This is a genomic window from Polymorphospora sp. NPDC051019 (genome assembly GCF_040683055.1).
Taxonomy (GTDB): Bacteria; Actinomycetota; Actinomycetes; order Mycobacteriales; family Micromonosporaceae; genus Polymorphospora; species Polymorphospora lycopeni.
This window is the reverse complement of the sequence record NZ_JBFBCH010000027.1, coordinates 57222-70057: the sequence shown is the minus strand read 5'-3', so window position 1 is coordinate 70057 and position 12836 is coordinate 57222. Positions and strand designations below refer to the sequence as shown.

Annotated in this window: 11 protein-coding genes; 5 read left to right on the top strand and 6 right to left on the bottom strand. The window is 72.1% G+C overall.

The window, feature by feature from the left end; all coding sequences use genetic code 11:
* The first annotated feature begins 8 nt into the window (after positions 1 to 8).
* Both AB0M79_RS32060 and AB0M79_RS32055 read left to right on the top strand, forming a co-directional pair.
* The gene (locus AB0M79_RS32060) at positions 9 to 434 is read left to right on the top strand and encodes a hypothetical protein (protein WP_364221181.1); all 426 of its coding nucleotides are present in this window, start codon (positions 9 to 11) and stop codon (positions 432 to 434) included.
* Positions 431 to 2077, top strand: a complete 1647-nt coding sequence (locus AB0M79_RS32055) for a protein kinase (RefSeq protein ID WP_364221103.1) — start codon at positions 431 to 433, stop codon at positions 2075 to 2077. The genes AB0M79_RS32060 and AB0M79_RS32055 overlap by 4 nt, the downstream gene beginning before the upstream one ends.
* A 13-nt stretch (positions 2078 to 2090) precedes the next feature.
* Here the strand turns inward: AB0M79_RS32055 and AB0M79_RS32050 are convergent, their stop codons facing one another.
* The 5 genes from AB0M79_RS32050 to AB0M79_RS32030 all read right to left on the bottom strand — a co-directional run bounded on the left by AB0M79_RS32050 (position 2091) and on the right by AB0M79_RS32030 (position 9380).
* Complete coding sequence (locus tag AB0M79_RS32050; RefSeq protein WP_357538668.1) at positions 2091 to 3248, bottom strand: acyl-CoA dehydrogenase; 1158 nt, start codon at positions 3246 to 3248, stop codon at positions 2091 to 2093.
* A 15-nt stretch (positions 3249 to 3263) separates the two neighbouring features.
* Positions 3264 to 5288, bottom strand: coding sequence for a biotin carboxylase N-terminal domain-containing protein (locus AB0M79_RS32045; RefSeq protein ID WP_364221099.1), 2025 nt, complete (start codon positions 5286 to 5288; stop codon positions 3264 to 3266).
* A gap of 7 nt (positions 5289 to 5295) precedes the next feature.
* Positions 5296 to 6894: a carboxyl transferase domain-containing protein gene (locus AB0M79_RS32040; protein WP_364221096.1), complete on the bottom strand. Its 1599-nt coding sequence runs from the start codon at positions 6892 to 6894 to the stop codon at positions 5296 to 5298.
* Between the two features lie 168 nt (positions 6895 to 7062).
* Positions 7063 to 8763, bottom strand: a complete 1701-nt coding sequence (locus AB0M79_RS32035) for an acyclic terpene utilization AtuA family protein (RefSeq protein ID WP_364221093.1) — start codon at positions 8761 to 8763, stop codon at positions 7063 to 7065.
* 11 nt (positions 8764 to 8774) lie between these two features.
* On the bottom strand, positions 8775 to 9380 hold the full coding sequence (locus tag AB0M79_RS32030; RefSeq protein WP_364221090.1) for a TetR/AcrR family transcriptional regulator: 606 nt from the start codon (positions 9378 to 9380) through the stop codon (positions 8775 to 8777).
* Between the two features lie 252 nt (positions 9381 to 9632).
* On the opposite strand from AB0M79_RS32030, the gene AB0M79_RS32025 reads away from it, so the two are divergent.
* The gene (locus AB0M79_RS32025) at positions 9633 to 9899 is read left to right on the top strand and encodes a hypothetical protein (RefSeq protein WP_364221087.1); all 267 of its coding nucleotides are present in this window, start codon (positions 9633 to 9635) and stop codon (positions 9897 to 9899) included.
* A 50-nt stretch (positions 9900 to 9949) separates the two neighbouring features.
* Here the strand turns inward: AB0M79_RS32025 and AB0M79_RS32020 are convergent, their stop codons facing one another.
* On the bottom strand, positions 9950 to 10627 hold the full coding sequence (locus AB0M79_RS32020) for a Crp/Fnr family transcriptional regulator (protein ID WP_212825719.1): 678 nt from the start codon (positions 10625 to 10627) through the stop codon (positions 9950 to 9952).
* 186 nt (positions 10628 to 10813) lie between these two features.
* Here AB0M79_RS32020 and AB0M79_RS32015 point away from each other — a divergent pair, with 186 nt between their 5' ends.
* Positions 10814 to 11479 (top strand): adenosylcobinamide amidohydrolase, encoded by a 666-nt coding sequence (locus AB0M79_RS32015; protein WP_364221084.1) that lies wholly within the window; start codon positions 10814 to 10816, stop codon positions 11477 to 11479.
* 165 nt (positions 11480 to 11644) lie between these two features.
* Positions 11645 to 12745 (top strand): CapA family protein, encoded by a 1101-nt coding sequence (locus AB0M79_RS32010; protein WP_364221178.1) that lies wholly within the window; start codon positions 11645 to 11647, stop codon positions 12743 to 12745.
* Positions 12746 to 12836: the final 91 nt, after the last annotated feature.

The following is a 12836-nucleotide window of genomic DNA, read 5'->3' as shown; positions in this document are numbered from 1 at the left end:
TGCCTCGCATCAATATCATCCCCCGCTCGGCCTCGGGGTGGACGATCGCCGTATTCGGTCTGCTCGCCGTGCTGATGGGGGTGACCGGCCTGATCAACCCGGACGCGCTCCTGGTCATGCTCGGTTTCGAGGTGCTCGACGAACGCGCGCCCGGCGACTACACCCGCACCTTCATGGCGGCCTCGTCGATGGCCTCGCTCAACATGGGTGTCTACTACCTGCTCGCCGCGGCGACCGAGTGGCGGCCGTTCTTCCTTTTCACGGTCATCTTCCGGATGGTGACCTTCACCGTGTTCACGGTCCTGGTGCTGACCGAGGCCGCGCCGGGCCGCTTCTTCGGGGTGGCGTTGTGGGAGGGGCTGGGCGCGGTGGCGACCGGGCTGGCGTTGTGGTTCGAGCGGAAGCGGCGGACTTCGGTACCTTCTAACCCGTGACCGGTACCCCGCCAGGCCAGCTACCACTGCCAGTGGTGCCCGGTCTGTCGGATCTGTCGGTGTTTGCCCGTGGGGGCTACGCCACGGTCTACCGCGCCGTCCAGGAGTCGGTCGGCCGCGAGGTCGCCGTGAAGGTCGAGAACCGGACCCTCGACAGCGACCGCGATCAGCGCCGGTTCCTGCGCGAGGCCCGCGCGGCCGGCCGGATGTCGTCGCACCCGCACGTGGTCGACCTCTTCGACGCCGGGGTGACCGCCGACCGGCACCCCTATTTGATCATGGAACTCTGCGACGGCTCGTACGCCGAGCGGATGCGGTCGTCGCCGCTCGGCCCCGCCGAGGCGCGCGACGTCGGCGCCAAGATCGCCGACGCGCTGGCCGACGCACACGAACTCGGCGTCCTGCACCGCGACGTCAAACCGGCCAACATCCTGCACTCGCGCTTCGGCGAACCGGCACTGGCCGACTTCGGGCTGGCCGTCATCGCCGAATACCGGGACACCTCGCTCACCCTGGAGGTGCTCACCCCGGCGTACGCGCCACCGGAGATGTTCCGGCACAGCGAACCCACGCCCTCCTCCGACGTCTACGCGCTGTGCGCCACCATCTACGCGATCATGCACGGCAAGCCGCCCCGCTGGCAGACCGACCAGAGCCCCAGCATCATCGCCCTGCTGGAACTCTTCAGCCAGCCCCTTCCGGACCTGCCCGGGGTGCCGGCCGCCCTGCTCGACGTGCTGCGCGCCGGCATGGCCAACGACCCCGACGCCCGGCCCACCGCCGCCCAACTGCGGGACGTGCTCCTCGCCCTCCCGCTCGACACCGGCCAGGCCGCCGACGGCCCGGCCCGGCTCGGGCCGGTCAGCCCGTGGGCGCCACCGTCCGGTCCGCCCGCCGACGCCAACCCGTCGAAGCCACCGATCAGCGTGACCTACCAGCCCGCCGGGCCGTACGAGAGCGGGTTCGCGGCGCCCGGTACGCACCAGGCCGCCGGGCCGCCGCCACACCCGCCGACCGGTGGGCCGCGCCCGGCCGGACCCGGCGACCCGCACGGCGGCCACCTCGCGACCATGTCGCCGCGGCGCCGCAAGCTGCCGTGGGTGCTCGGTGTCTTCGGCGTACTCGTGCTGCTGGTGATGGTTTCCGCCGGCACCTGGTGGGTGGCGACCCGCCCGGAGGCGGCACCGACCCCGAACCCGACCGCCAGCATGTCGACCGATCCGGGCGGCACCGGCCCGACCAACTTCGGCGGCGCGCTGCCCGGCTGCCTGATCCCGCTGCCCGACGGCGCCCGCTGCCCGGGCGAGATGGAGTGCTTCGGCGACACCCGGACGCAGGGCGGCCGGCTGGTGGCGAGCCGGGTGCCGTGCACCGGCCCGCACACCTGGGAGACCTACGCGATCGGCGACCTGCCGGCCGACGTCGCGGGGGCCGACCACGCCACGATCGTCGCCGACCCGGCGGTCCGCCGGCTGTGCAACACGACGAACCTGCTCACCACCTCGCTGATGCTCAACCTCGGCGGGTGGCAGCTCGAGGTGCTGCCGCCGACGCCGGAGGCGGTGGCGGCCGGCGACCTCAGCTACCGGTGCCTCGCCGGGCGCGGCCCGGACCAGCTCGACCGGCCCACCCTGGGCGGCTGAGCGGCCCGGAAGATCAGTACGACTTCGGCTGGGCGAGCACGTGCTGGGCCACGAAGTTGAGGATCATCTCCCGGCTGACCGGCGCGATCCGGGTCGCTCGCACCGCGCCGAGCAGCGTGGCGACGCCGTACTCGGTGGTCATGCCGTTGCCGCCCAGGGCCTGCACGGCGGTGTCGACGGCGAGCGCCGCGGCCTCGGCCGAGGCGTACTTGGCGAGGTTGGCGGCCACGCCCGCCTCCACGTCCCGGCCCGCGTCGTAGAGCCCCGCCGCCTTGGCGATCATGAGGCGGGCCAGTTCGACCTGCACCGCCGCGTGGGCCAGCGGGTGCGACACGCCCTGGTGCGCGCCGACCGGCCGGCCCCAGACCTGCCGGGTCGCGGTATAGGTGGAGGCCCGCTCCAGCGCGTACCGGGCCGTGCCGGCACTCATCGCGGCGACCGTGATCCGCTCCGGGTTGAGGCCGGTGAACAGCGCCGGCAGCCCGGTCTCCTCGTCGCCGACCAGCGCGTCGGCCGGCACCCGGACGTCGTCGAGGTAGAGCAGCCACTGGTTCTCCGGTGACACGATCTCCATCTCCAGCTTCGACCTGGTCAGGCCGGCCGCGTCGGTCGGCACCAGGAACAGCGCCGGCCGCAGCCGGCCGGTCGCCGCATCGGCGGTACGGGCCACGACCAGCACGTACGACGCCTCGTCGACCCCGGAGATGAAGCACTTGCGCCCGGACAGCAGCCAGTCGTCGCCGTCGCGGCGGGCCACCGTCCCCAGCTTGTGGAAGTTCGACCCCGCCTCCGGTTCGGTGATCGCGAAGGCCACCTTGAGCGAGCCGTCGGCGATCCCGGGCAGGAACCGTTTGCGCTGCCCCTCGGTGCCGTGCCGGGCGACGATCGTGGCCACGATGGCCGGCGACACCACGAGCAGCAGCAGCGGGCAGCCGGCCGCCGCCAGCTCCTCGCAGACGATCGACAGCTCGGTGATGCCGCCGCCACCGCCGCCGTACTCCTCGGGCACGCTGACCCCGAGATAGCCGAGCCGGCCGGCGTCGGCCCACAGCTCGGTGGTCGGTTCGCCGGCCTTCGCCCGGGCCACGTAGTAGCCGTGGCCGTACGAGCGGCCGAGGGCCCGTACGGCGTCGCGCAGCTGTGCCTGCTCGGGGGTGAGGTCGAAGTCCATGAGGGGGCCTCCTGGCTAGTCGGGCGGGGCGATCACCGCCAGCACGGTGCCGGTGTCGACCTGCCGGCCGGCGCTGACCGGCAGGGTGGCGACGACCCCGGCCGACGGGGCGTGTACGGGGTGTTCGAGCTTCATCGCCTCCAGCGTCAGCAGCAGCTCGCCGGCCCGGACCCGCTGGCCGATGTCGACGAGCACCCGGCCGACCGTGCCGGGCAGCGGGGCGACCAGCGAACCGTCCTCCAGTTCCGGGGTCGGCCGCGGGAAACGGGGCAGCGCGGTCAGCGCGACCGACCCCTCCGGACTGTCCACGTACGACACGTCACCGACCCGGTTGACGTCCAGGGACAGCCGGATGCCGTTGACGTCGAGCACCACCCGGTCCGGGTCGGCGCGGACCACGGCGATCGGCGGGTGGTCGTCGGTGACCGGCGGCTGGCCGGTGCCGGTCAGGTCGTAGTCGTCGGGGTCGATCGCGCGGACCCACCAGTTCGCCAGCTCGCCGGAGCGGTCCAGCCGGTAGCCGACCTCGACCGGGCCGGCCGGCCCGTCGTACCGGACGATCTGCGCGGCCGACACGACGTTGCGCCAGCCGGACGGGAGCGAGGCGAGCACCGGCGCGGTCGCCCGCCGCCGCGCGGCCCCGGCGAGCGCGGCGGCCAGGCACGACATCCGTACCGCGTCGACCGACGACAGCAGCGGGGCGAAGACCTCCGGATGCCGGTCGAGGAATCCGGTGTCGAAACCACCGGACCGGAACGACGGGTGCCGCAGCACCCGGACCAGCAGATCGCGGTTGGTGACCACACCGTGGATCTCGGTCCGGCTCAGCGCGGCGGCGAGCAGCCGGGCCGCCTCGTGCCGGGACGGCGCCCAGGCCACCAGCTTCGCCAGCATCGAGTCGTAGTGGACCCCGACCACGGAGCCGTCGCGCACCCCGGAGTCGAGCCGCAGGCCGGGCTGGACCAGTGGCCGGAACCGCCCGGACACGTCGGGCACGTGGAACCGGTGCAGGGTGCCGGTCGACGGCTGCCAGGCGAAGGCCGGGTCCTCGGCGCAGATCCGTACCTCGATGGCGTGGCCGCGGATCGGCGGCGGACCGGCCATCGGCAGGGTGGCGCCCTCGGCGACCAGCAGTTGCAGCCGGACCAGGTCGAAGCCGGACACGCACTCGGTGATCGCGTGCTCGACCTGGAGCCGGGTGTTCATCTCCAGGAAGAAGAACTCGCCGGACGGCGTGAGCAGGAACTCGACGGTGCCGGCACCGACGTAGCCGACGGCGCGTACGGTCGCCACCGCGGCGGCGCACAGTTCCTCGCGCATCGCCGGGGTCACCACCGGCGACGGCGTCTCCTCGATGATCTTCTGGTGCCGGCGTTGGATCGAGCACTCCCGCTCGCCGAACGGGACCACGTTGCCCTGGGCGTCGGCGAAGACCTGCACCTCGATGTGCCGGGCCCGCTCGACGTAGCGCTCGACGTAGACGGTGCCGTCGCCGAACGCGGCGGCCGCCTCGCGGCGGGCGGACGCGACCGCCTCGGCCAGCGAGTCGGCGTCGTGGACGATCCGCATGCCACGGCCACCACCGCCCGCCGACGCCTTGACCAGCACCGGGAACTCGGTGACCTGGTCGGGGTCGGCGAAACTGGGCAGCACCGGCACGCCCGCCTCGGCGACCACCGCCTTCGCCTCGACCTTCGAGCCCATCACCGCGATCACCTTCGCGGGCGGGCCGACCCAGGTCAGGCCGGCGTCGGCGACCGCGGCGGCGAAGGCGGCGTTCTCGGCGAGGAAGCCGTAGCCGGGGTGGATCGCGTCGGCCCCGGTCCGCCGGGCCGCGCCGATGATCAGGTCACCCCGCAGGTACGTGGCGGTCGGCGCGTTTCCCGGCAGGTGTACGGCGTAGTCGGCCTCGGCGACGTGCGGCGAGTCGGCGTCGGCGTCGGAGAAGACGGCGACGGTCTCGATGCCGATCAGCCGGCAGGTGGCGAAGACCCGCTGGGCGATCTCGCCCCGGTTGGCCACGAGGAGTCTGCGGATCATCGGGTCCTCACATCCGGAAGACGCCGAAGCCCTCGGCGCCCCTGATCGGTCCATTATGGATAGCGGACAGGCAGAACCCGAGCACGGTACGGGTGTCCCGGGGATCGATCACCCCGTCGTCGTAGAGCCGGCCGGACAGGAACAGCGCCGCCGACTCCGACTCGATCTGCTGCTCCACTGCCCGCCGCATCGCCAGGTCGGCCTCCTCGTCGAACCGCTGGCCCCGGGCCTGCGCCGCCTGCCGGGCCACGATCGACAGCACCCCGGACAACTGCGCCGGCCCCATCACCGCCGACTTCGCGTTCGGCCAGGTGAACAGGAACCTCGGGTCGTACGCCCGCCCGCACATGCCGTAGTTGCCCGCGCCGTACGACGCCCCGAGGTTGACCGTCAGGTGCGGCACCGTCGAGTTCGCCACCGCGTTGATCATCTGGGCGCCGTGCTTGATGATGCCGCGCTGCTCGTACTCGGCGCCGACCATGTAGCCGGTCGTGTTCTGCAGGAACACCAGCGGCGTGTCGGCGGCGTTGGCGAGCTGGATGAACTGGGTCGCCTTCTGCGACTCCTCCGAGAACAGCACCCCGCGGGCGTTCGCCAGCACCCCGACCGGATAGCCGTGCAGCTCGCCCCAGCCGGTGACCAGCGCGCTGCCGTACGCCGGCTTGAACTCGTCGAACTCCGAGCCGTCGAGCACCCGGGCCAGCACCTCACGCGGGTCGAACGGCACCCGCAGGTCGGCGCTGGCCACCGCGAGCAGGTCCTCCGCGTCGTGCTTCGGCAGGTTCACCGACGCCGTGCGCGGCCCGGGCCCGAGCTTGCGCCAGTTCAGCCGGCGTACGCACTGCCGGGCCAGCCGCAGGCCGTCGCGCTCGTCCTCGGCGAGGAAGTCGGCCAGCCCGGACCGGCCGGCGTGCATCGCCGCCCCGCCGAGCGACTCCTCGTCGGTGGTCTCGCCGGTGGCCATCCGCACCAGCGGTGGACCGGCCAGGAACACCTTCGCCTGCCCCCGGACCATGATCGTGTAGTCGGACATGCCGGGCACGTACGCGCCGCCGGCGGTCGCGTTTCCGAAGACGACCGAGATCGTCGGGATCCGGGCCGCCGAGAGTCGGGTCAGGTCGCGGAAGATCTGGCCACCCGGGATGAAGATCTCCGACTGGCTGGGCAGGTCGGCGCCGCCGGACTCCACCAGGTTGACCAGCGGCAGGCGGTTGGCGAGCGCGATCTCCCCGGCCCGCCGGGTCTTGCGCAACGAGTACGGGTTGACCGCGCCGCCGCGGACGGTCGGGTCGTTGGCGATCAGCACGCATTCGACGCCCTCGACCACCCCGATCCCGGTGACCACACTCCCGATCGGATGGTCGGTGCCCCAGCCGGCCACCGGCGACAGCTCCAGAAACGGTGAATCCTCGTCGACCAGCAACTCGATCCGCTCGCGGGGAAGCAGCCGGCCACGGGCATGGTGGCGGGTGGTGTACTTCTCGCCGCCGCCCGCGCGGGCCGTCTCCAGCACGGCGTCCAGTTCGGCGAGCCGTTCCAGCATCGCCCCCCGGTTCTCCAGATAAGCCTGGGTACGCGGATCGATGGCCGTATCGAGGACAGTCACGTCACAACCCCATGCCCTTCGCGATGCCGCCGCGACGGCGATGTTCTCCGTCAATGCCACCTCCGTAACGAGCGTCTCGCCCGGAGCGACACGGATCGCGGCGTATTGGAGATATGTCTGACCGAGTTCGACCGCCGTCGTTCTCCCATGCGGTCAGTCGTCGCCCGGTCACGGCAGTTCGACGATCCGGGACCGGAGCAGTTCGCCGAGCGCCTTGGCCTGCGGATCGAACCGGGTCGACGCGGAGACCCCCTGACCGAGCAGGCCACGTACGACGAAGTTGACCGCGCGCAGGTTGGGCAACTCATGGCGCTCGACGTCGAGTCCGGCGGTCTCCGGCAGCAACTCCCGCAGCCGGTCGACCGTCAACCAGTCGCGCAGCCAGGCGTGGGTGGCCTCGGTTCGCGCCCATACCCCGAGGTTGGCGTCACCGCCCTTGTCGCCGGACCGCGCCCCGACCACCTCCCCGAGCGCCCCCCGCCGCCCGCTGCCGCGCCCGCCCTTGCTGCCACCGCCTTCGCCAAGATCGTGGTGATCAGGGAGTTGGGTGGTCGACTCGCCGACGACACGCGGGTCCTGATCCCTGATCACGGGGATCTTGGGGGGTGGGGGGATGGGGATCCGAGAGCCGTCGGGGAGGACTGCCAGATGAGGGACCCCGTCCTGGGAAGCGGTGTCCGATGTGAACACCCCGTACGGGGTCGCGTCGCCGGGCGGTGTCGTCAGGGTGCAGCCCGGATAGGAGGCCAGTGCCAGTTCCACCGCGGCGGCCGAGAACACCCGCCCGGCCCGTTTCGGGTCCGCGTCGCGCAGGTGTACGTGCAGCAGCGCACTCGCCGTCTCTGTGTCCGCCGCGTCCACATGGTCCGTACGCGCCAGCGTGAACTCCAGCCCGTCCCGGCCGAGTGCCGCCTCCAGTTGGCCGCGTACGAGGGCCGCCTTCGCCGGCACGTCCAGCCCGCACAGCACGAACGTCATCGAGTTGCGGAACCCGCCCAGCGTGTTGACCCCGACCTTGAGCGTCGGCGGCGGTGGGGTGCCGCGTACGCCGTCGACGCGTACCCGGTCCGGGCCCTCGGCGGTGAGGGTGACCGTGTCGAGGCGGGTGACCACGTCGGGGCCGACGTAGTCGGGGCCGCCGATCTCGTAGAGCAGTTGCGCGGTCACCGTCTCGACCGTCACCGCCCCGCCGGTGCCCGGATGCTTCGTGATCACCGAGGAGCCGTCGGCGTGCACCTCGGCGATCGGGAAGCCGGGCCGGTGGCCGCCGTCCGGCAACTCGGTGAAGAAACTGAAGTTGCCGCCGGTCACCTGTGTCCCGCACTCCAGCAGGTGCCCGGCGACCGTCGCGCCGGCCAGCGCGGCGAGGTCGTCACGGGTCCAGCCGAAGTGGGCCACGGCCGGTCCGACGACCAGCGACGCGTCGGTGACCCGGCCGGTCACCACCACGTCCGCGCCGGCCGTCAGGCACTCGGCGATCCCGAACGCGCCCAGGTAGGCGTTGGCGGTCAGCGCGCCGGGGCGGTCGAGTGCGTCGCCGGTGACGTACCCGATCCGGGCCGGCACGCCGAGCCGGTCGGCGAGCCCCGCGAGCGCGTCCGCCAGCCCGGCCGGGTTCAGCCCGCCGGCGTTCGTGACGATCCGTACGCCCCGGTCGAGCGCGGTGCCGAGGCAGTCCTCCATCTGGCGCAGGAACGTCTTCGCGTATCCCAGCGACGGATCTTTACGCCGGTCCCGGCCGAGGATCAGCATGGTCAGTTCGGCGAGGTAGTCGCCGGTCAGCACGTCGAGCTGGCCGGCGTCGAGCATCTCCCGCCAGGCCGCGAAGCGGTCGCCGTAGAAGCCCGACGCGTTGCCGATCCTGATCATGCGGCCTCCGGTCAGCGGTTCACGATCCCCTTGAGTTGCTGTTTCCACGCGGCGAGCAGGGCGGCCCGCCGGGCCGAGTCGTCGGTGAGCAGGTTGGCGACGCCGAGGCCACGCAACAGGTCGAGGGTGGCCTGCACCGCCTCGCGTACGCCGGGCCGGCGCTCGTCGGCGCCGAGCAGTTCGACGGTCAGCCGGTGCATCTCCCGGCCGACCCGCGCCTCCAGAGGCACCAGCGCCGCGCGCAGCTCGGCGTCGGTGCGGGCGGCGACCCAGACCTCCAGGGCGGCGACGAACAGCGGCCCGGTGAACGCGGCAGCGAGCATGTCGACCACCCGGTCGAGCCGGTTCGGCCCGGTGGGCAGGGCCCGCGCCTCGGCCCGGATCTCGGCGGCCCGGCGGTCGGCCAGATGCTCGACGGCGGCCATGACCAGCGCCGCCTTGGTCGGGTAGTGGTGCAACTGGGCGCCCCGGGACACGCCGGCGCGGGTCGCGACCAGCGTCGTCGTCGTACCCGACCAGCCCCGTTCGACGAGGCATTCGACGGTCGCCTCCAGCAGCCGCGCCCGGGTGGCACGGCTGCGCTCCTGCTGGGGAGCCCGAGGTACGGCGGCAGCCATGCCAAAGAGCGTCCATGCTCAGAAACAAACAGTCAAGCCTGCTTGTTTAGATCTGAGCTACGATGTCTAGGCGGCTCTACTTATTCTGTCTAGGTACCTAGACTGCTCAGCAACGGGCAGGCGGACGAAGGCAGGGACACGATGACCAGGTTCACGGCAGTGTGCACCCGCTCTGGCAATTGGTGGGCCATCAGCATTCCGGAGATCAAAGGGGTGCACAGCCAGGCCCGCCGGCTTGATCAGGTGGAGGCGATGGCGCGTGAGGCCATCGCGCTGATGCTGGACGTGGCTCCGGACAGCTTCGAGTTGGAAGTCAGTCCGCAACTGCCGCCGAAGGTCTCGCATGCCCTCGTCGCCCGGCGGGCGGCCCGCGAGGCGGATCTTGCCGCAGAGCGGGCCACCGCCGAGGCCGTACGCGAACTTCTCGCCGACGGCTACACGGTGCGGGACGCCGGCCGGATGCTCGGCATCTCGCCCCAGCGGGTTTCCCAGATCGCACAGGCGACGGCCGCCGCCTGAGACACATCGGCGGGGGACGACCACGGTCGTCCCCCGCCGACGCGGAGTTCTCAGACGCGGGCGCGGCGGGCCAGGCGCTCCGGGTCGAGAATGATGATGCTCTTGCCGTCGAGGCGGAGCCAGCCGCGCGAGGCGAAGTCGGCCAGTGCCTTGTTGACCGTCTCGCGGGAGGCGCCGACGAGCTGGGCGATCTCCTCCTGGGTCAGGTCGTGGGTCACCCGCAGCACGCCGCCGTCCCGGGTGCCGAACCGGCCGGCCATCTGGAGCAGGTTCTTGGCGACCCGGCCGGGCACGTCGGTGAAGATCAGGTCGGCGAGGTTGTCGTTCGTCCGGCGCAGCCTGCGGGCGAGTACCCGCAGCAACTGCTCGGCGATCTCCGGCCGGTTGTTGAGCCACGGCCGCAGGGCCTGCTTGCGCAGCCGGACCAGCCTGGTGTCGGTGACGGCGGTGGCGGTCGCGGTGCGCGGGCCGGGATCGAAGAGCGACAGTTCGCCGACCATGTCGGACGGACCCATCACGGCGATCAGGTTCTGCCGGCCGTCGGCCGCCCGCCGACCCACCTTGATCTTGCCGCTGAGCACGATATACAGACTGTCGCCGGGCTCTCCCTCGTTGAACACGATCTCGCCCTTACGGGCCTCGATCGTCTCCATCTCCTTGGCGAGCGCCTCGGCCGCTTCCGGGTCGACGCCCTGGAAGATCCCGCTGCGGGCCAGTACCTCGTCCATCGCGCACCTCCGCCTGCGCGCACGTCGCGCGCAGTCAGTCTAGGCGGACGCCGCTCGGAAACCGGACGTGCGCCCCTTGAAATCTTGAGTCCGGAGCGTAACCCACCCGACCCCGGACGCCGCTACGATACATCCCCCTCGGCCAGGCACTATTGCCTCCGAGTCCGGCCGCCGTAGCATCGTCCGATGCCCTCCGCGCCCACCCTCGCCGCGAGATCCGAAGAAGGTTTGGACGTACCGCTGCTCGTCTGGCGACTGTCCCGGCCCCGGCTCGCGATCAGTTCGGCGCCGCTCGGCGGCGGGATCGGCGTACGGGAGTGGGTGGTCAACGCGACCGTGCCGATCTCGTACCGGCGGGACGACCCCGACGTCCACCTGACCGGGCTCGCCGACCAGCTCGGCCTGCGCGGGCCCGGCGTCGGGCTGCTCACCGGCGTCGACGTCGCCCGGGTCGTCGACGCGGCCGACGCCGGCGTACGGATCTGGGCGACCGTCGGCCTGGGCAGCCCGACCTGGGCCGCGGCGGCCGACGAGGAGGCCCCGGCGCGGGTCGGAACCGTCAACATCGTCGCCTGGGTGCCGGCCAGGTTGAGTGAGGCCGCACTGGTGAACGCGGTCGCCACCGTCACCGAGGCGAAGTCGCAGGCGCTCTGGGAGATCGGCGTCGAGGCCACCGGCACCGCCACCGACGCGGTGACCGTGCTCTGCCCGTCCGACGGCCCGGCCGAACCCTACGGCGGCCCCCGGTCCCGCTGGGGTGCGCCGCTGGCCCGGGCGGCACACCACGCGGTACGCGCCGGCGGGCCTGATTCGCGGACCGAGGTGCCGTGGTCGGTGCGGCACGAACGCTGAACCACCTCATCCGTACGGCCGTCGTCGCACACCCCGTCCGCCGGGTAGGGTCTGCGCGTTATGTATAGCGCCCACCAGGAACCGCGCCGGCGTAGCCGGCTGGGACAGGTCTTCTCGGAGAGCCCGATAGTCGCCTTCGGGGCTGTCCTGGTTGTCCTGGTCGGCATTGGTCTGAGTGGATTCGCAGCGTTCACCGCGACCCGCAGCGCGCCCGCGCCGTCGGTCTGGCAGGGGTCCGCCTCGGCCGGCGGGGACCCCTCCGGCGCGCCCGTGCCCAGTGCCACCGAACCCGCCCCCAAAGTGATCAGCATGTCGGCGACCGGCGACATCGTCATGGGCAACGCGCCCAACCGGCTGCCGCCCAACGGTGGCCAGGGCTTCTTCGACCCGGTCAAGGAGGCGCTCGTCGCCGACCTGGTGATGGGCAATCTGGAAGAGCCGCTGACCGAGGACACCGGCACCACCAAGTGCGGTGCGGGCTCCTCCGGCTGTCACGCGTTCCGGGCCCCGCCGTCGTACGCCGCCCACCTGCGCGACGCCGGCTTCGACCTGCTCAACCTCGCCAACAACCACGGCTACGACTACGGCCAGGCCGGTTACGAGAACACGACCCGGGCCCTCGAAGAGCACGGGATGCAGCACACCGGCCGGGCCGGCCAGATCACGATCGCCGACGTAGACGGCGTCAAGGTCGCGGTCCTCGGCTTCACGCCGTACTCGTGGACCAACAACCTGGTCAACATCGAGAAGGCCACCGAGATCGTCGAGGAGGCGGCCGCCCAGGCCGACCTGGTCGTGGTGCAGGTGCACATGGGCGCCGAGGGGGCGGACCGGACCAGGGTCAAGCCGGGCACGGAGATGTTCCTCGGCGAGAACCGGGGCGACCCGATCAAGTTCTCCCACGCCGTCATCGACGCCGGCGCCGACCTCGTGGTGGGCCACGGGCCACACGTGATGCGGGCGCTGGAGTTCTACAAGGGGCGGCTGATCGCCTACAGCCTCGGCAACTTCGCCGGGGGTGGCGGCACCCTCAACGGCAGCGGGCGGCTCGGCTACGGCGCGGTGCTCAAGGTGTCGATGACCGCCGACGGCACCTGGTCCGACGGGCAGTTGATCTCGACCATCATGAACGGGTCCGGATTGCCGACCATGGACGACCGGAAGCGTGGCCTCGACCTGGTGCGCGGCCTGTGCGAGTCCGACTTCCCGACCACCGCGCCGACCCTCGACGGCGAGGGCCGGATCACCCCGCCGGCCGGTGGTTGACCTCGGGTGTCAGCCGGGCGACGTACGCTGGCCAGCGTGAGCCTGACCAATGCCCGGCCGGTCCGTGGCGCCGAAGCCGCCCGGAAGGCCG

Bases quoted from the DNA above. Each gene is read 5' to 3' on its own strand.
- AB0M79_RS32020 (WP_212825719.1), bottom strand. From the start codon at position 10,627: ATGGACGAGGTACTGGCCCGCAGCGGGATCTTCCAGGGCGTCGACCCG.
- AB0M79_RS32030 (WP_364221090.1), bottom strand. From the start codon at position 9,380: ATGGCTGCCGCCGTACCTCGGGCTCCCCAGCAGGAGCGCAGCCGTGCC.
- AB0M79_RS32025 (WP_364221087.1), top strand. From the start codon at position 9,633: ATGGCGCGTGAGGCCATCGCGCTGATGCTGGACGTGGCTCCGGACAGC.
- AB0M79_RS32050 (WP_357538668.1), bottom strand. From the start codon at position 3,248: ATGGACTTCGACCTCACCCCCGAGCAGGCACAGCTGCGCGACGCCGTA.
- AB0M79_RS32015 (WP_364221084.1), top strand. From the start codon at position 10,814: ATGCCCTCCGCGCCCACCCTCGCCGCGAGATCCGAAGAAGGTTTGGAC.
- AB0M79_RS32045 (WP_364221099.1), bottom strand. From the start codon at position 5,288: ATGATCCGCAGACTCCTCGTGGCCAACCGGGGCGAGATCGCCCAGCGG.
- AB0M79_RS32035 (WP_364221093.1), bottom strand. From the start codon at position 8,763: ATGATCAGGATCGGCAACGCGTCGGGCTTCTACGGCGACCGCTTCGCG.